The 23,878-nt window shown below is 63.2% G+C and carries 20 protein-coding genes and 1 riboswitch; of the genes, 9 read left to right on the plus strand and 11 right to left on the minus strand.

Features of this window, described 5'->3' with window-relative positions:
- Nucleotides 1–6 precede the first annotated feature (6 nt).
- The 4 genes from thiE to PQR40_RS22290 all read right to left on the minus strand — a co-directional run bounded on the left by thiE (nucleotide 7) and on the right by PQR40_RS22290 (nucleotide 3,376).
- A complete protein-coding gene (thiE, locus tag PQR40_RS22275) occupies nucleotides 7–1,110 on the minus strand; it encodes a thiamine phosphate synthase (protein WP_408509887.1) in 1,104 nt (367 codons plus the stop codon).
- Complete coding sequence (locus tag PQR40_RS22280; protein ID WP_408509888.1) at nucleotides 1,107–1,922, minus strand: thiazole synthase; 816 nt, start codon at nucleotides 1,920–1,922, stop codon at nucleotides 1,107–1,109. Before PQR40_RS22280 ends, thiE begins: the two co-directional genes overlap by 4 nt.
- A 39-nt stretch (nucleotides 1,923–1,961) precedes the next feature.
- The gene (gene thiS, locus PQR40_RS22285) at nucleotides 1,962–2,159 is read right to left on the minus strand and encodes a sulfur carrier protein ThiS (RefSeq protein WP_408236041.1); all 198 of its coding nucleotides are present in this window, start codon (nucleotides 2,157–2,159) and stop codon (nucleotides 1,962–1,964) included.
- 86 nt (nucleotides 2,160–2,245) lie between these two features.
- Nucleotides 2,246–3,376, minus strand: coding sequence for an FAD-dependent oxidoreductase (locus PQR40_RS22290; RefSeq protein WP_408236044.1), 1,131 nt, complete (start codon nucleotides 3,374–3,376; stop codon nucleotides 2,246–2,248).
- 231 nt (nucleotides 3,377–3,607) lie between these two features.
- Nucleotides 3,608–3,731: riboswitch (TPP riboswitch) on the minus strand.
- A gap of 368 nt (nucleotides 3,732–4,099) precedes the next feature.
- On the opposite strand from PQR40_RS22290, the gene PQR40_RS22295 reads away from it, so the two are divergent.
- The 5 genes from PQR40_RS22295 (at nucleotide 4,100) to PQR40_RS22315 (ending at nucleotide 8,934) form a co-directional block, all read left to right on the plus strand.
- Complete coding sequence (locus PQR40_RS22295; RefSeq protein WP_408236047.1) at nucleotides 4,100–5,851, plus strand: ABC transporter ATP-binding protein/permease; 1,752 nt, start codon at nucleotides 4,100–4,102, stop codon at nucleotides 5,849–5,851.
- 59 nt (nucleotides 5,852–5,910) lie between these two features.
- Nucleotides 5,911–6,684, plus strand: coding sequence for an SDR family NAD(P)-dependent oxidoreductase (locus tag PQR40_RS22300; RefSeq protein ID WP_408236136.1), 774 nt, complete (start codon nucleotides 5,911–5,913; stop codon nucleotides 6,682–6,684).
- 233 nt (nucleotides 6,685–6,917) lie between these two features.
- On the plus strand, nucleotides 6,918–7,379 hold the full coding sequence (locus tag PQR40_RS22305; protein WP_408236050.1) for a hypothetical protein: 462 nt from the start codon (nucleotides 6,918–6,920) through the stop codon (nucleotides 7,377–7,379).
- A 79-nt stretch (nucleotides 7,380–7,458) separates the two neighbouring features.
- Nucleotides 7,459–8,100: a hypothetical protein gene (locus tag PQR40_RS22310; protein ID WP_408236052.1), complete on the plus strand. Its 642-nt coding sequence runs from the start codon at nucleotides 7,459–7,461 to the stop codon at nucleotides 8,098–8,100.
- 93 nt (nucleotides 8,101–8,193) lie between these two features.
- Nucleotides 8,194–8,934 carry a response regulator gene (locus PQR40_RS22315; RefSeq protein ID WP_408509889.1) on the plus strand — a complete coding sequence of 247 codons (741 nt, stop codon included), beginning with the start codon at nucleotides 8,194–8,196 and terminating at the stop codon, nucleotides 8,932–8,934.
- A gap of 66 nt (nucleotides 8,935–9,000) precedes the next feature.
- Here the strand turns inward: PQR40_RS22315 and PQR40_RS22320 are convergent, their stop codons facing one another.
- The 4 genes from PQR40_RS22320 to PQR40_RS22335 all read right to left on the minus strand — a co-directional run bounded on the left by PQR40_RS22320 (nucleotide 9,001) and on the right by PQR40_RS22335 (nucleotide 10,906).
- Nucleotides 9,001–9,672, minus strand: a complete 672-nt coding sequence (locus PQR40_RS22320; RefSeq protein ID WP_408236058.1) for a flagellar basal body L-ring protein FlgH — start codon at nucleotides 9,670–9,672, stop codon at nucleotides 9,001–9,003.
- Nucleotides 9,673–9,796: 124 nt separating this feature from the next.
- Nucleotides 9,797–10,507, minus strand: a complete 711-nt coding sequence (locus PQR40_RS22325; protein ID WP_408236061.1) for a hypothetical protein — start codon at nucleotides 10,505–10,507, stop codon at nucleotides 9,797–9,799.
- 3 nt (nucleotides 10,508–10,510) lie between these two features.
- Entirely contained in the window at nucleotides 10,511–10,678 is a 168-nt protein-coding gene (locus PQR40_RS22330) for a DUF6726 family protein (protein ID WP_408236139.1), read from the minus strand.
- Between the two features lie 45 nt (nucleotides 10,679–10,723).
- Entirely contained in the window at nucleotides 10,724–10,906 is a 183-nt protein-coding gene (locus tag PQR40_RS22335; RefSeq protein WP_408236063.1) for a hypothetical protein, read from the minus strand.
- Nucleotides 10,907–11,325: 419 nt separating this feature from the next.
- On the opposite strand from PQR40_RS22335, the gene PQR40_RS22340 reads away from it, so the two are divergent.
- A complete protein-coding gene (locus PQR40_RS22340) occupies nucleotides 11,326–12,066 on the plus strand; it encodes a response regulator (protein WP_408236066.1) in 741 nt (246 codons plus the stop codon).
- A complete protein-coding gene (locus PQR40_RS22345; protein ID WP_408509890.1) occupies nucleotides 12,063–13,334 on the plus strand; it encodes an ATP-binding protein in 1,272 nt (423 codons plus the stop codon). Before PQR40_RS22340 ends, PQR40_RS22345 begins: the two co-directional genes overlap by 4 nt.
- Nucleotides 13,335–13,549: 215 nt before the next feature.
- Here PQR40_RS22345 and PQR40_RS22350 read toward each other — a convergent pair whose 3' ends face one another.
- A complete protein-coding gene (locus tag PQR40_RS22350; protein WP_408236072.1) occupies nucleotides 13,550–14,476 on the minus strand; it encodes a tyrosine-protein phosphatase in 927 nt (308 codons plus the stop codon).
- Between the two features lie 251 nt (nucleotides 14,477–14,727).
- Between PQR40_RS22350 and PQR40_RS22355 the strand changes: the two genes are divergently transcribed.
- Both PQR40_RS22355 and PQR40_RS22360 read left to right on the plus strand, forming a co-directional pair.
- Nucleotides 14,728–15,987, plus strand: coding sequence for an MFS transporter (locus PQR40_RS22355; RefSeq protein WP_408338222.1), 1,260 nt, complete (start codon nucleotides 14,728–14,730; stop codon nucleotides 15,985–15,987).
- A gap of 17 nt (nucleotides 15,988–16,004) precedes the next feature.
- Complete coding sequence (locus PQR40_RS22360; RefSeq protein WP_408338220.1) at nucleotides 16,005–17,270, plus strand: D-amino acid dehydrogenase; 1,266 nt, start codon at nucleotides 16,005–16,007, stop codon at nucleotides 17,268–17,270.
- Between the two features lie 158 nt (nucleotides 17,271–17,428).
- On the opposite strand, the gene gltD is transcribed toward PQR40_RS22360, so the two are convergent.
- Nucleotides 17,429–18,898 carry a glutamate synthase subunit beta gene (gltD, locus tag PQR40_RS22365; RefSeq protein WP_408236080.1) on the minus strand — a complete coding sequence of 490 codons (1,470 nt, stop codon included), beginning with the start codon at nucleotides 18,896–18,898 and terminating at the stop codon, nucleotides 17,429–17,431.
- A 131-nt stretch (nucleotides 18,899–19,029) separates the two neighbouring features.
- The gene (locus tag PQR40_RS22370; protein WP_408338218.1) at nucleotides 19,030–23,733 is read right to left on the minus strand and encodes a glutamate synthase-related protein; all 4,704 of its coding nucleotides are present in this window, start codon (nucleotides 23,731–23,733) and stop codon (nucleotides 19,030–19,032) included.
- Between the last annotated feature and the right edge of the window lie 145 nt (nucleotides 23,734–23,878).

Here is a 23,878-nt window from a genome sequence, read left to right on the forward strand (position 1 = left end):
TGACGATTATTGCGTAAACGCATGTTGCAGCGCAGAAACTGCGCCGGCCGGGTCGGCGGCCTCGGTCACGGCGCGCACGACGGCCGCGCAGCCCACACCGGTCGCCAGCACGTCGGGCAGCACCTGCAGATCGATCCCGCCAATCGCCACCAGTGGCACGACGCCGTCGAGCAGGCGTACATATCGCGCCAGACGCTTGAGGCCCTGCGGCGCCGTCGGCATCACCTTGGTGGTGGTTGGGAACACCGCGCCCAATGCAATGTAGCTCGGCCGGAAATGCAGTGCCTTCAGGATTTCGTAGAACCCGTGCGTCGACAGACCGAGCCGGATGCCGGCGGTGGCGAGCGCCGACAGATCGGCTGTATGCACGTCTTCCTGCCCCAGGTGGACACCGTAGGCACCTGCTTCCAGCGCGGCTTGCCAGTGATCGTTGATGAAAACCTCGGCGTCATGCTGACGGCCCGCGGCGACACAGCGAGCGATTTCGCGCTTCAGTTCGTCGGCGGGTTCGGTGGACTTGCGGCGCAACTGGACCGTTTTCACGCCAAAGCCCACCACGCGCTCGACCCACTCCGCGGTCGGCAGCACCGGATACAGTCCCAGCCGGTCGGGGCAACGCGCGAACGCTTGCGCCGGCGCGGCCGGCAGACCGGCGAGGCGTGGGAAGTGCGCGATATCGGCCGGAAAGGCGTCGGCCGCTTTGGTTTCGTCGCCGTCGCGCCACGCCAGAGCCAGCACCAGGGCGTCATGCGGATCGAAGCCGCAGTCCAGAAACGCAGCCAGCGCGGGAATCCAGTCTTCCGCCAGATGGCCTTCCAGAGCGTATTTCTCGCCGCCCAAATGCAGCGTCGCCGTGTACTCCGCGGCGACGATCACGCCGGCGCCCTGCACCTGCCAGCGCGCCACCTGCTCGCCATGCTGCTGCGCGTCGGCGACGACGATCAGGTCCCCGCCGTTCGGCGCGTCCGGCGCGGTCAGGCAGATGCGCCATGGCGCATGCGTCGGCGGCCACTCGCCCAGGCGGGCGCGGATCCGCTCGGCGGCTTCGGTGAGTTCATCGGCGGGCGGCCAGAAGAGGTCGCGACCAGTCAAAGGCAAAGTTTGCGTCATGCGGCGCTCCCATCTTGATGCCAGAACGGCATGCCGACCACCGGCGTGCTCGCGTGCGCACTTTCGCGCTCGGCCATCGGCCCCGCCAGAAAAGCCTGGCGGCCCGCTTCGACGCCCAGCGCGAAGGCGCGCGCCATCGCGTCGGGGTGCGTCGCCTGTGACACAGCGGTGTTCAGCAGCACGCCGTCGAAACCCCACTCCATCACTTGCGCCGCGTGCGATGGCACACCGAGGCCGGCGTCGACGATCAGCGGTACATCGGGCAGCCGTTCGCGCAACACACGCAGGCCATACGGATTGATCACGCCCTTACCCGTGCCGATCGGCGCGCCCCACGGCATCAGCGCCTCACAGCCCACATCGAGCAGACGGCGACCGATCACCAGATCTTCGGTGCAATACGGCAGCACCTTGAAGCCGTCCTTGATCAGTTGTGCAGCCGCCTCGATCAGCCCAATCGGGTCGGGCTGCAACGTGTAATCGTCGCCGATCAGTTCGAGCTTGATCCACTCGGTTTCGAAGATTTCGCGCGCCATATGCGCGGTCGTCACCGCCTCGCCGATGGTCAGACAGCCGGCGGTGTTGGGCAGCAGCGGCACACCATGGCGCTTGAGCAGGTCGAAGAAACCGGCTCCGGCGCCGCCTTCGTTCATCTGCCGGCGCAGCGCAACGGTCACCATGCCGGGCCGGGCCGCGTCGATCGAATCCGACAGCGACTGCAGCGACGGATAGCGCGAGGTGCCGAGCAGCACGCGGCTCGCGAAAGTTTGGCCGTAGAGCGTGAGTGCGTCGGCGGTTTGGGGGGAAGTCATTTGCATAGTCCTGGTCTCCGGCAATGCGTGGCGCGGGATTTAGCCGCCGGCCACGGGTTGCACGACATCGAGCTTGTCGCCCGGCCGCAGCGCGCGCGCCGCATGTTGGGTGCGTGCGACGAAATCACCGTTCAGCGCGACCGCGAACGGCGGACGCGCGCCGAACGCGGCGAGCGCATCGGCGACAGTCGCGCCTTCGGGCAGCGACAACGGCTTCTGATTGATATGAATGTCCATAGTGTTCGAATACAGTTCAATCGATGGCGGTAACGGTGCGGCTCGCTTGTTTGCCTGCGGTTATTTCACCAGCAGACGCGCAACGCTCACGCCGGTTCCCGCGTGGAATCCAGTTGAAACAGCTCGCTCCAGCGCGCGGCGCTTTGCCAGTCGGCGAAGGCATCGGCATCGCCGATGCGGCCGTCGAGCAGCGCTGCGGCGAAGCGCACGGCTTCGTCGGCGACTTCGGGCACGATCATGTAGCCGTGCCGGTACAGGCCGTTCACGCGCAGTGTCTGCGCGCCATCCCACAGCAAGGCCGGACGGTGGTCCGGCAAAGTCGGACGGCACTGCGAATTCAGTTCGAGGATGCGTGCCTCGCCGAAGCCGGGATGCACGGAAAACGCCGCGCTCAACAGCTCGAGCGCCGAGCGCACGCTGACCGGCGACATGTCCTCGCCTTCCACCTCGGTCGCGCCGATCACGTAGAGATCGTCCGGCTTCGGCGCGATATACAGCGGGTAACGCGGATGCAGCAGGCGCACCGGCCGCGTCAGCTTGATACCCGGCGCATGCACGCGAGCGACTTCGCCGCGAATACCGCGCAGTGTGGGCAGCACGGGCTTCGCGCCCAAACCCCGGCAGTCGATCGTGACACGCGCAGGCGGCAAAGCGTGATCGTCAACCGGCGTGTTCCAGTGCGTTTCGACACCGCGCTCGGCAAGGCCCGCGGCCAGCGCAGACAGTACCTGACGGTTATCCAGTTGGCCTTCGCGCGGCAGCAGCCAGCCCTGGTTGAAGCGACCCGCCAACGCGGGTTCAGCAGCGCCGACCTGGGCACCCGCCAGCGTCACGAAGCCGCCGTCGAGCAATTCAGCAGGCGCGTTCGAGCGTACACGGCGTTCGAACAACGGCGCTTCGGTGCGATCGGCGTGATGCCACACGACCAGCGTGCCGTTGCGCTGAAAGAACACCGGTTCCGGCAATTCAGCGAGGACTTGCGGCCAGGTTTCGAGCGAACTCGCACCGAGGCGCGTAATCAGCAGTTCAGCACTGGCGGCTTCGGCAAGCGGCGCCAGCATTGCTGCGGCGACCCAGGCTGCCGCTTGCGAACCGGCGGCGTCGCCACGTTCATAGAGGGCGACGCGATGCCCCTGGCCGGCGAGACGCCACGCGACCAAACGCCCGCAAAGGCCGCCGCCAAGCACCGCGAAATCGGGTTGCGCAAGACGAGTCATCGCGCGCGCTCCGCGGCACAGCAATGGCAGGCAAAGCCAAAGCTGCACGGCACGCCGACATAACCGACGAGAGCGTGGCAAGAGTCAAAACACATGTCTGAAGAATAGGCGGTCATCGAGTCCTTTCCGTACGGCAAAAAACGCACGTACCCAGGACGAAACCGGCGGGTGAGGCCGGCCGGGCAATACACGTGTCCAATGACGGACGCCGCCCGGCGGGGAATGGAAGACTGGCTGCTTCCGGAAACTTCCCGCGCCGGTATTACCCGGATCGGGTGCAAAGGGTCTCTCTCAGCCTCGCCGCCGCTGCGTGCGAATCACGCAGCCTGTGGGCAAAGCACCCCTGTTTCGTCGAAGGTCATTAGACCATAAAAGGCGCGGCGCCCGCAAACCAGCGACCTGCGCCGTCGTGTGCAATTGATCCGTCACTATCTTTCGATTCATCAATACGGCCGCATGCAGCGCTCTGGCACAATGCCGGGACCGGATACCGCAGGAGCTGCGCGCGGGCGACACGCCTGGTTGCACGCGCAACATGCGGTATCGAGGCGAGGCCCCCGAGCGGAAATTAATTTTCACTTAAGGGCTTCGCGCCAGAATCGGACGCTCACCCGGACGTGCGTTCGTCGAGCACGACGCCCGGGAGCACGCACCGCAAACCCACCGTTGAGCCGGCCCGACTGAGGCCAGCCCGGCATGGGCCAGCACTTCACCAGGATGCTCATGACACCGAATACCGCTTCCAGCCCCGCGCTGCCGCCGGACGAAAAAGTCTCCGCCTGGAGCCTGATCAAACCTTATTGGGTTTCGAAAGAATGGAAATTGGCGTGGAGCCTGCTCGTTGCGATCATCGCCATCAACCTCACCAGCGTCTGGCTGAACGTCAAGTTCAACACGTGGAGCGGGCAGTTCTATAACGCGCTGCAAAGCAAGAACGTCAAAGACTTTCCGCATCTGATGGTGGTCTTCTGCCTGATCGTCTTCCCGATGATCATTCTCTTCGTATATGGCCGGTATCTGCGCCAGATGCTCGGCTTCCGCTGGCGCCAGTGGCTCACCAACGAATACCTCGAAGAATGGCTGGGCAAGGGCGCGTTCTACCGGATCGAGCGCGATGGGCTCGCCGATAATCCCGACCAGCGGATCAGCGACGACCTGCAGTCGTTCGCCACCAACACCCTGTCGCTGTCGCTCGATCTGCTGTCGACGGTCGTCACACTCGTTTCGTTCATCACCATCCTCTGGGGTCTGGCCGGCGCACTGAGCATCACGCTCGGCGGCATGCCGCTCGTGATTCCGGGCTACATGGTATGGGTCGCGGCGCTGTACGCGCTCGGCGGCTCGTATGTCATTCACAAGCTCGGCCACCCCCTCGTATCGATCACTTACCAGCAACAACGCGTTGAGGCTGACTTCCGTTTCGGCCTGATCCGCGTGCGCGAAAACGCTGAACAGATCGCTTTTTACGATGGCATGGAGACGGAAAAGGCCAACGCCCAAGGTGTCTTCGCACGCATTCGCGACAACTGGTGGCGCGTGATGAAATACACCAAGCGACTCAGCTTCGTGCTGAGTTTCTACGGTCAGATCGCAATCATTTTTCCGCTCGTCGTCGCGGCGCCCCGCTACTTCGCTGGCGCTTTCACGTTCGGCGTGTTGATGCAAATTCAGCAGGCGTTCGGTACCGTCAGCGATTCGTTCTCCTGGTTCATCAACAGTTACGGCAGCCTGGTCGATTGGCGCGCTACTGTTAACCGTCTGCGGGAATTCAAGCGGGTCGTCCATGAGTCGCGCATGAAAGAAGCCACATCGCCCGCGACCGCGCATGGCGGCATCAATCTTCACTTTGTCGACGAAGACAAGCTCACCACCGCTGGCCTCCAGCTCTCACTGCCGAACGGCAACCCGCTGTCGCGCATCCGCGATATCGCGATCAAGCCGGGCTCGCGCTGGCTGGTGCGTGGCCCGTCCGGCTCGGGCAAGAGCACGCTGATGCGCGCACTCGCCGGCTTGTGGCCATTCGGCGACGGCTCGATCGACGCCCCGGTCAACGCGCGCATGATGTTCATTCCGCAAGTCAGCTACATGCCGATCGGCACGCTGAAAGCCGCGCTCGCCTATCCGTCCTCCGCGGACACCTATTCCGATGACGAATGCCGCGAAGCGCTTGTCACCTGCCACCTGTCGGACTACGCCGACCGCCTGCAGGAATCGGGACACTGGACGCGCATTCTCTCGCCGGGCGAACAACAGCGTCTCGCCGGCGCCCGCGTGCTGCTGCACAAGCCGGACTATCTGTTCCTCGACGAAGCGACCAGCGCGCTCGATTCGGAAAACGAAGCACGTCTCTATCACCTGTTCACCGAGCGGCTGCCGAAGGCGGCGATCGTCAGCGTCGCGCATCGCGAATCGCTGGCGGCGTTCCACGGCGACACGCTCGACGTCGAGCGCTCCGGCGAACCGATTGCCGCGTGAACAGCATGTACAACGTGAGCGATACGAGCAGCACCGGTGACGCGAGCAGCACGACTGACATGAGCGGCGCCGAACTCGATCGCGTCGTCCTGATCACCGGCGCGGGCTCCGGCATCGGCGCGGCACTGGCCCGGCGCATCGCTGCGCCACGCACCGCGTTGATGCTGCACGCACGCGGTGCCGACGACGAATCCCGCCAGCGTCTTGCGCAAGTCGCCGCCGATTGCAGCGCAAACGGCGCGCGCTGCGCGACGGTGTTCGGCGATCTGGCCGAACGCGGCGCCGCCGAACACGTGGTTCATCAAACGCTCGCGAGCTTCGGCGCACTCGATCAACTGGTCGCGAACGCCGGCCACGCGCAACGGCAAACGCTCAGCGCACTCGACGCGGATGCGTTCAGCGCCGCCTTCGCCGCCATGCCGGCCGCGTTCGCCGCGCTCGTCAAACGTGCGACGCCCGCCCTGGAAACCTCGAAGCGGGGTCGCGTGGTCGCGCTCAGTTCGTTCGTCGCGCATCGCTATCGGGCGGATACACCGTTCGCCGCCACGGCGGCGGCGAAAGCAGCGCTCGAATCGTTGGCGAAAACCGCAGCCGCCGAACTTGCGCCGCATGGCGCGACGGTCAATTGCGTGGCGCCCGGCTATACCCGTAAAGATCGCGGCCCAAGTGCCGATAACGCATCGGCGTGGACCCGCGCCGCCGAAGCGACGCCGCTCGGTCATGTCGCCGAACCCGCGGATATCGCGGCGCTGATCGCGTTTCTGCTTTCCGATGAAGCGCGTCACATCACCGGCCAGGTGATCCATATCGACGGTGGACTCACGCTCGGTTAGGCAACACGCCACTCGTCAGCGCAACCCTGCGCGCGCCGCACACGCTCCCAATCTTCCGCGCGGCCAGGCAACACACCGCAACATCCGGAAACACCCGAGAAGAGTTCGAAAGCATTTGCGAAGCGGGCAAGCTGTTCCCCGCTTTGAAAAGCCCCTGTAGCAGCGACGATAGTCGTGCGAGCCGTACCACGTCCGGCCCGCTTCGCCACTCACTGATACTGGACTCTCCGCACATGTCATTCGATCGCCGCTCCTATCTTTTGACCCAGCGCGCCGCGCTTGCTCTCGGCGCAGCCCTGCTGCTCACGAGCGCCGCATACGCTGCGCAAGCCACCCAGCCCAACGAGCCGGCGGACGTTTGCCCCGCGCTCAAACACATCGTCGACGCGCCCGACTTCAAACAGCTGCACACGCAACCCGCCGCGCAACTGCCGGGCATGTCACCCGCGGACGACTGCCGCGCGAACACGCACGCCTACGACTGCCACTGGCGCGCGCACTGGCAGGCTGACGGTGTCGTCAACGATCCGCTCGAAGAAATCGGTGCCGATATCGCCGCCTGCTTCCCGAACGTCGTACACGACGTCAACACGCCGACGCGTCAGCATTTCATCGTGACCACCGACGATCGGCGCGTGAACGTGACGGCAAGCGTGCAAGGGCAAAACGAACTGCGCCTGCGCGTCACGCGCTGAGCGTGGCCGGTTTTTGCCGCTATCCGCTGCGACCCGCTGTTATTCGCCGCACCTGTCCATCGCCACCAGGCACCGCATCATGACCTCTATGCCGAGCTTGCACGCTTACGCTTTCACGCGGGCCCCTTTGGCCGCGTGGGTCACGTTGCGGCGGCCTTGCACGTGGCTCGCCGCGACGGCTACCCTCGCATTCGGTCTGAACGGCTGCGCGTGGACACTGATCTCGGCGGCCGATGCCACCGGCTCCGTGATTCAGGCGGGCTACGCGATCGCGGCGAACTATTCATCGCCGACCTTCGTCAACGGCCGTCCGGCGGACGTGCATAACGTCTGCATCGAAGTGAATCAGACGGTGTCGGTCGGCGATTTCGTGCCGGCACTGCAACTTGCGCTCGACCGGCACGGCATTCGTTCGGATGTCTACAATCCGGGCACCTCACCGGCCGGATGCGAGGCGCGCCTCGTCTACAACGCCGCAATCGACTACGGCCGCCGCTCGTTTAGCGACGAAACCATCCAGTATCTGTCGATCATCGATCTGACATTGATCCAGCACGGGCGTATTCTCGTCACCGCGCGTTACCAGACCGGCGGTCTCAACGCCGACCGCTTCTCCACCGCATCGACCAAGCTCAATGGTTTGATCGACAAGATGGTGGTCGATCAAACCGACCTGGCCCGGCAGCCAATGCAGACCATCCAGACATCACTGGCAAATTAAGCGCGCCAACCTGCTTGCTTTCTCTTACACGAGAAAGGATTCGAAAGTGTTATGCGCTTTGCGCCGCTCGCGCGGATCACTAAGATGACCTGGATGAACCAATCCATTCTGGTCGTCGACGACGACCCTGTCGTACGCGAGCTCGTCAGCGAATATCTGGTAGGGCGTGGTTTCAAGGTGTCCACGCTCGAACACGGTATGGCGCTGCAACGCACATTGCAAAACGAGCGTCCCGCGCTGATCGTGCTCGACATCATGATGCCGGAGCTCGACGGCATCAGCGCGCTGCGCGCATTGCGCGTCGCCGGCGACGATATTCCCGTGATCCTGCTGACCGCGCGCGCCGATCCGATCGACCGCGTGATCGGCCTCGAACTCGGCGCCGACGACTATCTCGGCAAGCCATTCGAACCGAGCGAACTGGTCGCACGGATTCGCACGGTCCTGCGCCGCCGCGGCTCGATTGCGCCGAGCGCGCCGGAGCAACGCGCGCCCTATCGTTTCGGCCGCTTCGAGGTGAATTTTCCGGCACGCGAATTGCGCCGCGATAACGAGCGCATCCCGCTGCGTTCGAGCGAATTCGCAATGCTGAAGGTGTTCGTCACACATGCGATGACCGTACTCACGCGCGCGCAGTTGCTGGAGAAACTGCACGGCAATAGCGAGGCGCATCGCAATCGCAGTCTTGACGTATCGATCTGGCGTTTGCGACGGCTGATCGAAGTGGATCCGTCCGAGCCTCGCTATGTGCAAACCGTCTGGGGACGCGGCTATGTGTTCGTGCCAGACGGTGAAATCGGCGCGGCGGAACGCAGCGCACCGCCGCTTGCATAGAACACGAGAGAATGTGTGCGCTGTGTCACGCATCTCGCGTGCACTTGCGCACGCCCTGCACCGACTTTAAAAAGTCAGCACGCTCAGAAACATTCTCTGCAGCCAGCCCATCGTGGTGGAGTCGGACACCATCCCCACGCCGGCCTGCTCGATGCGCGCATTCGCGACCTTGCTCGACGCCACGTAATTGCCTGCTTCGATATCCTTCGGATTGACGATGCCCGACAGGCGCAGACGGTCGCGGTTGCCGCTCATCGCGATCATCTTCTCGCCCGACACCACCAGATTGCCCGTCGACATGGTCCCGATCACGGTCACGGCCAAGGTGCCTGTCATGCCGCTCGTATCGGTAAGACTGCCCTGCCCTTTATAGTCGGTACTGGCGGAGCCGATATTGAACAGCCTCGCGAGCCGCGCGGCGGCGTTGGTCGACTGATCGGCGGCGGTCGCGGTGATACTGCTCGAACGGCTCGCGGCGGCGGTCGCGCTATTGTTGCCGCTGTACGACTCCGACAAGCGGATTGTCAGCACGTCGCCGATATGCTGCGCACGCGGCGTCTCGTAGAGCAGCAACGGCGAGCCGGCCTGATAGATCGCACCCTGCGTGTTGACGTTCAGCGGCGCCGACGTGAGCGGCGGCGACATCGGCGTTTCAACGATTGACGGCTGCTGGCTGCTCGAGCAAGCCGCGAGACAGGCCGCCGCGCCTAGCGCGACAGTGAGACGTAGCGCAGTCATACATGCTCCTTGGCCCGATCGGCCGGATTGAAAACGGACTTTGCGGTTGCAGTGCCGACGCTTCGCTCAACGATGCAATCGAGATCACAGATCAGCCCGCAAACGGAGCGATGGATGATGCACATCACCCCGCCTCGGCACCACTCGCCTGCCATTGCCGAACGACCGATTTCACCCATGCATCCGAGCCCTTCAGCAGATAGGTGAGCGTGCCGTTGCGAGTCCCTGGCAGAAAGCACAACGTGATCGAACTCACCGCGTTTTCCCACACGTAGACCGGCATCGCGCCCGACGACACGCTTTGTGTCACCAGACGCGGTGCGCCATAACGGTCGGCGAGCGCGTCGCGCAAGTCTTCGGCGGTGATCTCGTCGATCACAAAAGAAATCTCGTACAGACGCAGCGCGCTCTGCCCGTCGACACGTGCAAAGCGCAGTACGTGCTCCTGTGCCGGTACACCGTCGACGACCGCTTGCGACACCGCCCAGCCGTCGTCCGCGTGATGCGCCCAGCGGCACGCGACCGTCAGACTCTCTTGCGATTTCAGTCGCATGCCGAGCGCGCCCGCCTGCACATCCGTCTCGCAGACGGGCACACTGCCGAGCGGTGTAGCCCGCACGCTCGAGCCGGCGCGGAATTCGTCGAGCGTGATGCCAAGCGCTATGCCGCGAAAGGCGAACGGCCTGTCCTGCGGACGCCGGCGTGCTTCAGCGCTAGCGCCCTTCGACACGGTGCTGGCCGCACTCGCTTCACGCGCGACCGGCTGCGCCTGGGCGGTCATCGAGAACATGACGCCTGGCAGCGCCAGCACACAGGCAATCCGTTTGAGTGTCATGATTCAGTCGATGGCGGATGAACACATGTCGAACGGTGTGGCCGCGGCATGGCCGACGACCGGGATGATTTTCAGCGTGGCCGAGGTCAGCCGGCACGGCAGCGCGGCGACGGCGCAGCCGCCGAGTGGCAGCAGCGCCGTGCCGAGCGTCAACCACGCAGCGACTCGGATAAAACGCTCAGGAATGCTCGAGGTCGACACACGGGCCTCGGTGCGTCAGGCAGTCGTGTTGACGTTATGCCCGACCAGCCCGGACGGCAGCGAGGGCAGCGCCTCGGTGACGGACTCCCGTTCCTGCGGTGTGGCCGACGGCGTACTTGAGGGAGCAGGTTTCTCCGCAGCCCGCGTCGGTGCGAGCGAAGAAAAGCGGGTTGAAGTGAGATTGCTGTGAACGGTCATGATGAGCCTCGCGTGGCGCTAGGTTTCGATTTCACGCCGCCTGCCGTGGGCCCAAGGCGTTAGGCTGTTTTCGGCATGCGACGCAACGTACTGCACGACGAATCATCTCGCCGCACACGCGGTGGCGATGCACGAAGGAACGCGCGCTTTCCGGCGGTTCTTACGACCCGTTGCGACCCGTTTCCGTCAGTAGCAATTTCGCGCAGATTCTTTCATCGGCGGAATTTAGGCGATGCAAAATGACTGCCGCGCCGTGCTGAACGTCGGTAAGCGTTGCCAAATATGGCGGCCGTGAAATATGGCGTGAGCCTTTGGTAGCGGGCCCGACGCCCGAATCGGCCGGCCCAGCATGGCTTTACGTAAGTATTGGTAAGAAAACACCAGATCGCGCGTCGCGTGAGGCAGTCTAGAATTTCGCCATGAATCCACAGGTCCTTATCGTCGACGACGATCCGGTCGTACGCGATCTGCTTTGCAAGTTTCTGCAGACGAACGGCTTCGATGCGTCGGTGCTGCATGACGGCACCCATTTGCAACGCCGGCTCGAACGTGAACGGCCGTCGGTCGTCGTGCTCGACATCATGATGCCGAACACCGACGGCTTGCGCGCGCTCACTGCGTTGCGGGCCGCCGGCGACGACATCCCGGTGATCTTCGTGACGGCGCGCGGTACGGTGGCCGACCGCATTGTCGGGCTTTCGCTCGGTGCGGACGACTACCTGACCAAACCGTTCGATCCGCGCGAACTTCTCGCGCGCATCCACACGGTGCTGCGTCGCCGCGGGCCATCCACGACGAGCGCGCCGGAATCCCGCAAGCCGTATCGCTTCGGCCCGTTCGAACTCGACTTCGCCACGCGCGCGTTGTCGCGCGACGATTCGAAGCTGCCGCTGCGCGACAGTGAATTCGCGCTGCTAAAGATCTTCGTCAACAATCCGTACAAGGTGCTGTCGCGCGTGCTGATTCACGACCTCGTGCACCGCGACAATCTCGCCTTCCGCGACCGTAGCCTCGACGTGCCGATCTGGCGCCTGCGCCGCGTGATCGAAGACGACCCCTCCAATCCCTGCTACGTGCAGACGGTGCGCGGCAAAGGCTATGTGTTCGTGCCCGACGCCGACGGCACGCCGTTCGCCGACGAGGCTGCCTCAAGCGCATGAGAAACCCGCTGAACACGCTGTTCGGCAGAATGGCGTTGCTGTCTACGGCGGTGTTGTTCGCGATTCAGGCCGGGTGGTTCGTGCTGGTGGTGATGCAGCCGCCGCGCCACGAAATCGACGGCTTCGCGCGTGGCATTCTGCTGGTGCTGCAGGCAATCAACGGCGAACCGATGAAGGGCGCCGCGCTCGCGCCCGCCATGCGTGTGCACCTCGTGCCCACCTGGAACATGCCGTCGAGCGTTCATCTGCACACGCCGACCATGCATCCGCTGGTCGAACTGAGCCGGCATTTGCGCGAGAACCTGCCGCCCGGCACGCAAATCGCTGTCGACGACCTGCGTCCCCCGCAGTTATGGGTCCTGTTTCCCGGCAGATCGAACTGGGTTGTCGTGCCGGTCGACGTTCCGCCGCGCCCGCGCTTCCTGGTCGAATCCATCTCGATGCTGCTAGCTGCGCTGATCCTGTCGCTGTTCGCGGTCTGGCAGATGCAGCGGCCGCTGTCGCGCGTGGCCGACGCCGCCCGCGCGTTCGGTTCCGGCGGCCGGCCGGAGCCCGTGACCGTGCAAGGCCCTCGTGAACTGCGCGATCTGATCGGCTCCTTCAACGACATGATGCGACGCATCAATGAGGCCGGCGACGACCAGGCAGTGATGCTGGCCGGCGTCGCGCACGATCTGAAAGCGCCGCTCACGCGGCTCAAATTGCGTGCAAGCGTGCTGGTCGCGGAAAGCGAGCGGGCCGGACTGATCCGCGACGTCGACTCGCTGACCAACATCGTCCAGCAGTTTCTGGAGTTTGCCGGCCAGTCCGCCGACGCCGGGCCGCCGGTCGGCGTCGACGAATTCCTGCAGGAACAGTTTTCCGCCAGCGACAGCACCGAGACGCCGCTGTTCACGCTCGCTCTGCACGCCGGTTCGTCATTCACGCTGCCGCGCACCTTGCTCGACCGGCTGGTCACGAACCTCGTCGATAACGCGCTCGAGCACGGCTCGCCGCCGGTGGATATCGCCACGGCGCGCACTGACCGGCATTGGGTAATCAGCGTACGCGACCACGGCCCCGGCATTCCCGACGACCGCATCGCCGCAGCGATGAAACCGTTCGTACGACTTGACGCCGCACGTGGCGGCGAAGGTCATTGCGGCCTGGGGCTCGCGATTGTCGCGCGGCTCGCGCACGATCGCGGCGGACGCTGCCATGTGCGCAATCACGCGCAAGGCGGGCTGGAAGTACGGATCGAATTGCCGGTTGGCCCGGCCTACACGTGAGGATGATGCGAAGGGGAGGCTGCATTGAGCGCGGGCACTTACGCGCCCTTACTGGAGGGGGGTTTCGCGATGGCTATGGCCTTATAGTCGCCCCCGGCAACCTCGATGCCGCCCTTCTCCGTCCGCCCAGTTATTTGGGGCGGACTTTTTTTCGTCTGTACCTGCCGACGCGTTCTGTGCAACGCCGGGCGCAGCGAGCCACAGACGAAAGCCAGTCAGGCGACCAGGCGGTCGCGCAGAGCGTCGATCGTCGCTTGCGACATGCCAAGGCCCTGCGTCAGATAGCTCGCCATCGTGCCGTAGCTCGTCTGCACCTGATCGAACCCCGCTTGCAGATAATTTTCCTGGACGTTGAGCAACGGCGACTCGATCGTTGCGACCGCATCACCGTCCTGTGCCCGCAGCGTCTCGGTCTGCGCCGCAATCGATTGAGCCAGATAGACGTTGCTGAGCAGATAGTCCTGCATGATGACGTCGAGCGGCACGTTGGCAATGCTGAGCAGGAGTGCCGCGACCCAACCGGTGCGATCCTTACCCGCGTTGGAATGAAACAGCTGCGCGCCTGCGCCATTGGCGAGCCGCGTAAGGAGCTCGCCATAGCCGACGCGCTGGGCGGCGCCGGTGACATAGGCACGCGCCTGGGCTTCCATGAACCCCACGGCGGCGCCTGTCGTATCGAACGTTGGCGCGACGAAGTCGCTGATACCCAGGACGTCGAGTGCTTGCGATGTGGAGCCGGCAGGCAGGATATCCGCGGTACGCGCGATTTCGCCTGGCGTGCGTAGATCGTAGACCGAAGCGATACCGAGTTTCTCGAGGGCGGTTGCATCGGCGGCGCTAAGGGTCAGCGCGTTCGCGCGATAGAAGGTGCCGCGGCGCATCTGTTTGCCGTCGACTGTGGGGTAGCCGGCAGCCGCACCCGCCACATCGCGGAAGTTATTCACCGACGCCAGACGTGGCGTTTCCGGCACACCAGCGTCCAGATTTCCGCCCCCGCAAGCCGACAGCAACGAACTACTCACGCCCGAAAGCAGCAGCACGCTTGCCGAAGATTTCAGGAACGCACGGCGCGATTGGTGTGCTCGCAAAGGCGTACTCGCGGAGCGACGGGATGGCGAGCAGGTTTTTGCGGTTACGAGCATTAAGGGTGGCGAGCGCCGGCGTGAGGAGGATTTTCGCAGCTCAAGTGCTGCGGGCGCAGTTTAACCGTGGTTAATAATCTTTGGGTTACATCGTAGTAGTTGGTAAGAAACCGGAGCGAAATTCCTTACTTGTCGCCATTTTTGACCACAACTGGCCGCACAACACCTCGTCCCCTTAGAATACAAAAATCCACTATCAAACCGCCGGAAGGCACCGGTCGGCAAAAACCGCCCGGAGACCACAAAAAAACATGCCCTCTCTTCAATGGTTCACAGAACTGACCCAGCGCGAACGCCGCACCCTCTACGCTGGCTTCGGCGGCTACGCAGTCGACGCCTTCGACTTCATGATCTATTCGTTCCTCATTCCGACGCTGATCGCGACGTGGGGTATGACCAAAAGCGAAGCCGGCATGATCGCGACAAGCTCGCTAATTTCGTCGGCGATCGGCGGCTGGCTCGCCGGCATCCTTGCCGACCGTTACGGACGAGTGCGGGTGCTCCAGTGGACCATCGCCACTTTCGCGATCTTCACCTGCCTGTCAGGCTTCACCCACTCGTTCTGGCAACTGCTCACCACGCGCACGCTGCAAGGCATCGGCTTCGGCGGTGAATGGTCGGTCGTGACGATCATGATGGCCGAAACCATCCGTTCACCTCAGCATCGTGCGAAAGCGGTCGGCACCGTGCAAAGCAGCTGGTCTTTCGGCTGGGCCGCGGCGGCCATCATCTATTGGGCGTTCTTCGCGTTGTTGCCGGAGCAGTACGCATGGCGCGCCTGCTTCTGGATCGGCCTGCTGCCCGCGCTGTGGATCATCTACATCCGCCGCAATGTCAGCGATCCTGAAATCTTTCTCGAAACGCGCCGCGCCCGCGAAAGCGGCTTCGATACCTCGCACTTCCTGCAGATATTCTCCTTCCCGTACCTCAAAACGACGCTGTTAGGCAGCGTGCTATGCACCGGCATGCTCGGCGGCTATTACGCGATCACCACCTGGCTGCCGACCTATCTGAAAACCGTGCGCCATCTGTCGGTCTTCAACACCAGCGGATATCTGATCGTGCTGATCGTCGGCTCGTTCACCGGCTACATCGTCGGGGCGATTCTGTGCGACAAGATCGGCCGGCGCGCGTCGTTTGTGCTGTTCGCGATCGGCTCATTCGTGCTCGGCATGGTCTACACGATGCTGCCGATCACCGACGGCATGATGCTCGCGCTCGGGTTCCCGCTCGGCATCGTCGTGCAAGGGATTTTCGCCGGCGTTGGCGCCTATTTGTCGGAGTTGTATCCGAACTCGATCCGCGGATCGGGGCAAGGCTTCTGCTACAACCTGGGCCGCGGTCTTGGCTCGTTCTTTCCGATCCTGGTCGGTACACTGTCGCAAACCATGACGCTTGTTAAGGCGATGGGTATCGTCGCCGGCTCGGGCTATCTGCTGGTGATCGTCGCCGCAGTGTGTCTGCCGGAAACCAAGGGCAAAGTGCTCGGCGCGACCAGCCCCACCGCCTGAAATCGCTGTACTACCACATGAAAACGATTGTTCTGGGCGGCGGCGTGATCGGCGTCACCACCGCTTTTTACCTGCGCCAGCAAGGCTGCGACGTTACCGTGATCGAGCGCGAGCCGGACGTCGCGCTCTCCACCAGTTTCGGCAATGCCGGCGTGATTGCGCCGGGGTACGTGACGCCGTGGGCCGCGCCCGGCATGCCGGCGAAAATCCTCAAATATCTGTTCAAGCCAGCCTCGCCGCTGATCTTCCGCCCCACCTTCGATCCGGCCCAATGGCGCTGGATCGCGCGCTGGCTGCGTGAATGCGACCTCGAACGCTTTCGCGTCAACAAGCAGCGCATGCAACGCATCGCCTATTACAGCCGCGACTGTCTGCACGAATTCCGTGGCCGTCATCCGTTCGACTACGGCCGCAGCCAGGGTTATCTGCAGTTGTTCCGCAGCGAGTACGACGTCGAACTTGCGCAACCGGCGTTGGCTATCCTGCGCGACGCGGGCATCGTGCATCGGGAAGTCAGCGCGGCACAGTGCGTCGAGATCGAGCCGGGTTTGCGCTGGGCGCGTCAGACACCACTCGCGGGTCTCTACCTCCCCGACGACGAAGCCGGCGATTGCGCCCGCTTTACCCGCGAACTTCGTGCGATCTGCGAGCGCAACGGTGTGCAGTTCCGCTTCGACACACGCGTCGCGGCGCTCGATGTGCAAGGCGGTGCAGTGCGCGGTGTGCGTATCGAGAGTGAACGCGGCCGTGAGACGTTGCAAGCGGATGCGGTGGTAGTGGCGCTGGGCGTCGACAGTGCGGCGTTGCTCGCGCCACTCGGCGTGAAAGTGCCGCTCTACCCGGTCAAAGGCTATTCGGCGACATTGCCCGTCACCGACGAAGAAAAAGCCCCGCATGCGGCCCTGATGGATGAGTCGCTGAAAACGGCGATCACGCGCTTCGGCACCAATCTGCGCGTGGCCGGCACCGCGGAACTCGGCAATCGCCAGACAACCTTACGCGAGCAGGCCTTGCAGACACTGATGAAAGTGCTCAGCGACTGGTTTCCGCACGCCGCCAATCCGACTTCCGCGCACTTCTGGGTGGGCCGCCGTCCTATGACGCCCGATGGCGCGCCGTTACTCGGTCCGTCCGGCGTGGACAATCTCTGGCTGAACGTCGGGCACGGTTCAACGGGTTGGGCAATGTCGATGGGTTCGGGCCGCGTGGTCGCGGATTTGATTACGCAGCACAAGCCGGAGATCGATCTCGACGGACTGACGCTGGCGCGCTATCGGAAATGACCGCGGGCAGACGTTAAAAAGCCGGGTCACCCTTCCAGGTGCCCGGCTTTGTTTTCTACCGCTTTGGTGTACTGCTTATGTACCGCTTTGTCGTCTCCACCTCGTCCTGCAAGTATTAGCTGGTTTCTGCGCCAACAGGCGCAAACCAACCTGAGACGTTAGCGCGGCAGTTCCGAATGACCCATCAGGAACGCGTCGACCGAACGTGCGCACTGACGGCCTTCGCGAATCGCCCACACCACCAGCGACTGACCACGACGCATATCGCCCGCGGTGAAGACCTTGTCCACCGACGTGTAATACGCCTTGTCGCCTTCGGTCGCAGCACGCACGTTGCCGCGGTTGTCCTTATCGACGCCGAACGCTTCGAGCACCGGCGACACCGGTTGCGTGAAGCCCATCGCGAGCAGCACCAGATCGGCCTTCATTTCGAATTCCGAGTTCGGCACTTCCTGCATCTTTCCGTCCTTCCATTCGACGCGTGCGGCGATCAGCTTCTCGACCTTGCCGTTCTTGCCTTCGAGGCGCTTGGTCGCAACCGCCCAATCACGCGAGCAACCTTCGTCATGCGACGACGACGTGCGCAGCTTGATCGGCCAGTACGGCCACACGAGCGGCTTGTTCTCTTCTTCCGGCGGTTGCGGCAGCAGTTCGAATTGCGTGACGCTCTTCGCGCCATGACGGTTCGACGTACCGACGCAGTCCGAACCCGTATCGCCGCCACCGATCACGACCACGTGCTTGCCCTTGGCGAGCAGCTGGTTCGCGACCTTGTCGCCGGCGTTGACCTTGTTCTGCTGCGGCAGGAATTCCATCGCGTAGTGGATGCCTTCCAGCTCACGGCCCGGCACCGGCAGATCACGCGGCGTTTCCGAACCACCGGCGATCACCACCGCGTCGAACTGTTCTTTCAGCTCGGCCGGCGTGATCGTTTCCTTCGCTGTATTGCCGATGTGTGCCGGCAGCGAATCCGCACGGCCGATGAACACGTTAGCGCGGAACGTGACGCCTTCGGCTTCCATCTGGCGCATGCGGCGATCGATCAGCCACTTTTCCAGCTTGAAGTCAGGAATGCCGTAACGCAGCAAGCCGCCGATACGGTCATTCTTTTCGAACACGGTTACATCGTGCCCCGCACGCCCGAGTTGCTGCGCGACGGCCAAACCGGCGGGGCCAGAACCGACCACCGCGACCTTCTTGCCGGTCTTGTGCTTCGGCGGCAGCGGCGCAACCCAACCTTCGGTCCACGCTTTGTCGATGATCGCGTGTTCGATCGATTTGATGCCGACCGCGTCGTCGTTGATGCCGAGCGTGCACGCCGCTTCGCACGGCGCCGGGCAGATGCGGCCCGTGAACTCGGGGAAGTTGTTCGTCGAGTGCAGCACTTCAATCGCAGTCTTCCAGTCCTGGTGGAACACCAGGTCGTTGAAGTCCGGGATGATGTTGTTCACCGGGCAGCCGTTGTTGCAGAACGGAATACCGCAGTCCATGCAACGCGCGCCCTGGATCTTCGCTTCGTCGTCGGTCAGTGCCGCAACGAATTCCTTGTAATGCTTCACACGCGTGAGCGGAGCTTCGTACGCCTCGTGGCGGCGCTCGAACTCGAGAAAACCGGTTGCCTTGCCCATGTGGTTCTCTTCTCTATCTGTATCAGGTGAGGTGATCTACACCCGCCGCACGTCGAATAATCGAGAGGCGGCGGGTACGGCTAAATGTGACGTCTTCTGCGCTGATGATCAGCAAAGTTGCTTGCGACAAGTCAGGCTGCGAGCACTTCCTTGTTCGCCTTCTTCGCTGCCATCTCGCCCAGCGCGCGCTTGTATTCGGTCGGGAACACCTTCACGAATTGACGGCGCGACGCATCCCAGTTTTCGAGCAGCGCCTTTGCACGCGGCGAACCCGTGAACTGGAAGTGACGTTCGATGAGACCCTTGAGCAGCGCTTCGTCGGTTGCGCCGCTGTGCCACAAGCCCTTGTCGACCGTGCGTTCCTGTTCGGCCTGTTGCAGGACCGGATCGAGCGCGACCATCGACTTGTTGCACTTGCCGGCAAACGTGCTGTCCGGGTCGTACACGTAAGCGATACCGCCCGACATGCCCGCCGCGAAGTTACGACCCGTTTCGCCGAGCACGACAACCGTGCCGCCCGTCATGTATTCGCAACCGTGGTCGCCGGTACCTTCGACAACCGCCGTCGCACCGGAGTTACGCACGCAGAAACGCTCGCCGGCGACGCCGCGGAAGAACGCTTCGCCTTCGATCGCGCCATACATCACCGTGTTGCCACAGATAATGTTTTCTTCCGACTTGCCACGGAAATCGTTGGTCGGACGAATGATGATGCGCCCACCCGAGAGACCCTTGCCGACGTAGTCGTTACCGTCGCCGACCAGATCCAGCGTGACGCCTCTCGCGAGGAACGCGCCGAAGCTCTGGCCCGCGGTGCCCTTCAACTGGATGTGAATCGTGTCGTCAGGCAGGCCGTCGTGGCCGTACTTCTTCGCGATCGTGCCGGACAGCATCGCACCGACCGTGCGGTTCACGTTGCGCACCGGCTGGATGAACGAGACGTGCTCGCCCTTCTCGATCGCGGCCTTCGACTTCTCGATCAGCACGTGATCCAGCGCCTTCTCGAGACCGTGGTCCTGCACGTCGACGTGCTTGCGTGCGACTTCAGCCGAAACCTGCGGCTGATAGAACACACGCGAGAAGTCGAGACCCTTCGCCTTCCAATGTTCGACGCCCTTCTTCATGTCGAGCAGTTCGGCGTGGCCGATCAGATCTTCGAACTTGCGGATGCCCAGTTGCGCCATGATTTCGCGCGCTTCTTCCGCAACGAAGAAGAAGAAGTTGACGACGTGTTCCGGCTGGCCCTGGAACTTCGCACGCAGCACCGGATCTTGCGTCGCGACGCCGACCGGGCAGGTGTTCAGGTGGCACTTGCGCATCATGATGCAGCCTTCGACGACAAGCGGCGCCGTCGCGAAGCCGAACTCGTCCGCACCCAGCAGCGCGCCGATCACGACGTCGCGGCCGGTTTTCATCTGACCGTCGGCCTGCACCCGGATGCGCCCGCGCAGCTGGTTCAGCACCAGCGTTTGCTGCGTTTCAGCGAGACCCAGTTCCCACGGCGTGCCGGCATGCTTCACCGACGACAGCGGCGATGCACCCGTGCCGCCGTCATGGCCGGCGATCACGACGTGATCGGCCTTCGCCTTGGCGACACCGGCAGCAACCGTACCGACGCCCGATTCCGACACCAGCTTCACCGAAATGCTCGCCGCCGAGTTGGCGTTCTTCAGATCGTGAATAAGTTGCGCCAGATCTTCAATCGAGTAGATGTCATGGTGCGGCGGCGGCGAAATCAGGCCGACGCCCGGCACCGAGTAACGCAGCTTGCCGATGTATTCCGACACCTTGTGGCCCGGCAACTGACCGCCTTCGCCCGGCTTTGCGCCTTGCGCCATCTTGATCTGGATCTGATCGGCCGACGCGAGATATTCCGCCGTCACGCCGAAACGGCCCGATGCCACCTGCTTGATCTTCGAGCGCAGCGAATCGCCGTCCTTCAGCGGAATGTCGACAACGACCTCGTCACCGATCAGCGACTTCATCGTGTCGCCGTTCTTGATTGGAATGCCGCGCAGTTCGTTGCGATAACGGTTCACGTCCTCGCCGCCTTCGCCGGTGTTCGACTTGCCGCCAATGCGGTTCATCGCGACAGCCAGCGTGGCGTGGGCTTCGGTCGAGATCGAGCCCAGCGACATGGCGCCGGTCGCGAAACGCTTGACGATATCTTTCGCCGATTCGACCTCGTCGAGCGCGATCGCCCTGGTCGGATCGAACTTGAATTCGAACAGGCCACGGAACGTCATGTGGCGCTTGGTCTGATCGTTGATCAGATGCGCGTATTCCTTGTACGTCTGATACGAGTTGCTGCGCGCCGAGTGCTGCAGCTTGGCGATCGCATCCGGCGTCCACATGTGTTCTTCGCCGCGCACGCGATAGGCGTACTCGCCGCCCGCGTCGAGCATGTTCGCGAGCACCGGGTTGTCGCCGAATGCGTCGCGATGCAGACGGATCGCTTCTTCCGCAACGTCGAACAGGCCGATACCGCCGACCTTCGACGAGGTGCCCTTGAAGTACTTCGACACCAGATCTTCAGCCAGACCGACTGCTTCGAAAATTTGCGCGCCGGTGTACGACATGTAGGTCGAAATGCCCATCTTCGACATGACCTTCTGCAGGCCCTTGCCGACTGCCTTGGTGAAGTTGTAGACCGCCTTTTCCGGCGACAGGTCACCCTTCAGGCCCGCAGCGAGCTGGCTGAGCGTTTCCATTGCGAGGTACGGGTGCACGGCTTCCGCGCCGTAGCCCGCGAGCAACGCGAAGTGGTGCGTTTCACGCGCCGAGCCAGTTTCCACAACCAGGCCCGCGCTCGTGCGCAGACCATGCTGAACGAGGTGCGTGTGGATCGCGGCGGTAGCCAGCAATGCCGGGATCGCGACATTGTCGCGGTCGGTCTTGCGGTCCGACACGATCAGCATGTTGTAGCCGGACTTGACCGCATCCACGGCTTCCGCGCACAGCGAAGCCAGACGCGCCTCGATACCTTCCTTGCCCCACGCCACCGGATAGCAGATGTTCAGTTCGTACGAGCTGAACTTGCCGCCCGTGTACTGATCGATCTCGCGGATCTTTGCGATGTCCTTGAAGTCGAGCACCGGCTGCGACACTTCGAGACGCATCGGCGGGTTGATGTTGTTCGTGTCCAGCAGGTTCGGCTTCGGACCGACGAACGACACCAGCGACATCACCATGTTTTCACGGATAGGGTCGATCGGTGGGTTCGTGACTTGCGCGAACAGCTGCTTGAAGTAGTGATAGAGCGTCTTGTTCTTGTTGGACATGACCGCCAGCGGCGAGTCGTTGCCCATCGAACCGACGGCTTCTTCGCCGGCTTGCGCCATCGGCGCCATCAGGAACTTGAGGTCTTCCTGCGTGTAGCCGAACGCCTGCTGACGATCCAGCAAGGCAGCGGGTTCGCGGCGTTCCGTCGCGACGTCTTCGGCCTTAGGCTCGATTTCGTCGAGCTTGATCCGGACCGCGTCGATCCAGCTCTTGTATGGCTTGGCGTTGGCAAGGTTGTCCTTCAGTTCCTTGTCGTCGATGATGCGGCCGTGCTCCATGTCGATCAGGAACATCTTGCCCGGCTGCAGACGCCACTTCTTGACGATCTTCGACTCGGGAATCACCAACGTGCCCGCTTCCGACGCCATGATGACGAGGTCGTCGTCGGTAATGATGTAGCGTGCCGGACGCAGGCCGTTACGGTCGAGCGTGGCGCCGATCTGACGGCCGTCGGTGAAGGCGATGGCAGCGGGGCCGTCCCACGGCTCCATCATCGCGGCGTGGTACTCGTAGAACGCGCGGCGGTTGTCGTCCATCAGGGTGTGCTGTTCCCAGGCTTCCGGGATCATCATCATCATTGCATGGACGAGCGGGTAGCCAGCCATCACCAGCAGTTCGAGACAGTTGTCGAACGAGGCAGTGTCGGATTGGCCCGGGTAGATCAGCGGCCACAGCTTCGGCAGGTCGTCGCCGAGTACGTGCGAGGCGATCGCGCCGGTACGGGCGTTCAGCCAGTTGACGTTGCCCTTCACCGTGTTGATTTCACCGTTGTGGGCAATCATGCGGTACGGGTGAGCCAGTTCCCACGCCGGGAACGTGTTGGTCGAGAAGCGTTGGTGCACCAACGCCAGCGCCGACACCGTGCGCTCGTCCTGCAGGTCGCGGTAATACACGCCGACCTGGCCTGCCAGCAGCAGACCCTTATAGACGACCGTGCGCGCCGACATGGACGGCACGAAGTATTCCTTGCCGTGCTGGAGCTTGAGCGCCTGGATACGGTGGCTCGCGGTCTTGCGGATCACATACAGCTTCCGCTCGAGCGCGTCGGTCACCATGATGTCCTTGCCACGGCCGATAAAGATCTGGCGGATCAGCGGCTCGCTCGCCTTGACGGTGGGCGAAATCGGCATGGTGTGGTCGACCGGCACGTCGCGCCAGCCCAGCACGACCTGGCCTTCGGCCTTTACCGTGCGTTCCAGTTCCTGTTCGCATGCGAGACGCGATGCGTGTTCTTTCGGCAGGAAGACCATGCCGACGCCGTACTCGCCGTTCGGGGGCAGCACCACGCCCTGCCTGGCCATTTCCTCACGATAGAAACCGTCCGGGATCTGGATCAGGATGCCCGCGCCGTCGCCCATCAGCGGATCGGCGCCGACGGCGCCCCGGTGGTCGAGGTTTTCGAGAATCTTCAGGCCTTGCTCGATGATCTCGTGGCTTTTCTTGCCCTTGATATGGGCAACGAAACCGACGCCGCAGGCGTCATGTTCGTTTTGCGGGTCGTACAGACCCTGCGCGGCGGGAACCGGGTGAGTCGGTTGCTGGTGGTCGTTCATGGGGACACCGTCTGTGAGGGGCCGGACAGGCCGTTAAACCGTTTTTCTATTGCCGCAGCTCGCACCGCAACCGCGTCGGCGACTCAGCACGCTTGATGCTACGCGTATCAAAATCCGCCGGAATTCGGAATATACGCGACGAATC

It is taken from the genome of Paraburkholderia sediminicola, assembly GCF_046026855.1.
Taxonomy (GTDB): Bacteria; Pseudomonadota; Gammaproteobacteria; order Burkholderiales; family Burkholderiaceae; genus Paraburkholderia; species Paraburkholderia sediminicola_A.

What these genes read in the sequence shown, in the direction of transcription:
- PQR40_RS22350 (WP_408236072.1), bottom strand. Translation starts at nt 14,476, where the DNA reads ATGCTCGTAACCGCAAAAACCTGCTCGCCATCCCGTCGCTCCGCGAGT.
- PQR40_RS22325 (WP_408236061.1), bottom strand. Translation starts at nt 10,507, where the DNA reads ATGACACTCAAACGGATTGCCTGTGTGCTGGCGCTGCCAGGCGTCATG.
- PQR40_RS22280 (WP_408509888.1), bottom strand. Translation starts at nt 1,922, where the DNA reads ATGACTTCCCCCCAAACCGCCGACGCACTCACGCTCTACGGCCAAACT.
- PQR40_RS22290 (WP_408236044.1), bottom strand. Translation starts at nt 3,376, where the DNA reads ATGACTCGTCTTGCGCAACCCGATTTCGCGGTGCTTGGCGGCGGCCTT.
- PQR40_RS22360 (WP_408338220.1), top strand. Translation starts at nt 16,005, where the DNA reads ATGAAAACGATTGTTCTGGGCGGCGGCGTGATCGGCGTCACCACCGCT.
- PQR40_RS22300 (WP_408236136.1), top strand. Translation starts at nt 5,911, where the DNA reads ATGAGCGGCGCCGAACTCGATCGCGTCGTCCTGATCACCGGCGCGGGC.
- PQR40_RS22370 (WP_408338218.1), bottom strand. Translation starts at nt 23,733, where the DNA reads ATGAACGACCACCAGCAACCGACTCACCCGGTTCCCGCCGCGCAGGGT.
- PQR40_RS22310 (WP_408236052.1), top strand. Translation starts at nt 7,459, where the DNA reads ATGACCTCTATGCCGAGCTTGCACGCTTACGCTTTCACGCGGGCCCCT.
- PQR40_RS22335 (WP_408236063.1), bottom strand. Translation starts at nt 10,906, where the DNA reads ATGACCGTTCACAGCAATCTCACTTCAACCCGCTTTTCTTCGCTCGCA.
- PQR40_RS22295 (WP_408236047.1), top strand. Translation starts at nt 4,100, where the DNA reads ATGACACCGAATACCGCTTCCAGCCCCGCGCTGCCGCCGGACGAAAAA.
- PQR40_RS22340 (WP_408236066.1), top strand. Translation starts at nt 11,326, where the DNA reads ATGAATCCACAGGTCCTTATCGTCGACGACGATCCGGTCGTACGCGAT.
- gltD (WP_408236080.1), bottom strand. Translation starts at nt 18,898, where the DNA reads ATGGGCAAGGCAACCGGTTTTCTCGAGTTCGAGCGCCGCCACGAGGCG.
- thiE (WP_408509887.1), bottom strand. Translation starts at nt 1,110, where the DNA reads ATGACGCAAACTTTGCCTTTGACTGGTCGCGACCTCTTCTGGCCGCCC.
- PQR40_RS22320 (WP_408236058.1), bottom strand. Translation starts at nt 9,672, where the DNA reads ATGACTGCGCTACGTCTCACTGTCGCGCTAGGCGCGGCGGCCTGTCTC.
- PQR40_RS22315 (WP_408509889.1), top strand. Translation starts at nt 8,194, where the DNA reads ATGAACCAATCCATTCTGGTCGTCGACGACGACCCTGTCGTACGCGAG.
- PQR40_RS22305 (WP_408236050.1), top strand. Translation starts at nt 6,918, where the DNA reads ATGTCATTCGATCGCCGCTCCTATCTTTTGACCCAGCGCGCCGCGCTT.
- PQR40_RS22345 (WP_408509890.1), top strand. Translation starts at nt 12,063, where the DNA reads ATGAGAAACCCGCTGAACACGCTGTTCGGCAGAATGGCGTTGCTGTCT.
- thiS (WP_408236041.1), bottom strand. Translation starts at nt 2,159, where the DNA reads ATGGACATTCATATCAATCAGAAGCCGTTGTCGCTGCCCGAAGGCGCG.
- PQR40_RS22355 (WP_408338222.1), top strand. Translation starts at nt 14,728, where the DNA reads ATGCCCTCTCTTCAATGGTTCACAGAACTGACCCAGCGCGAACGCCGC.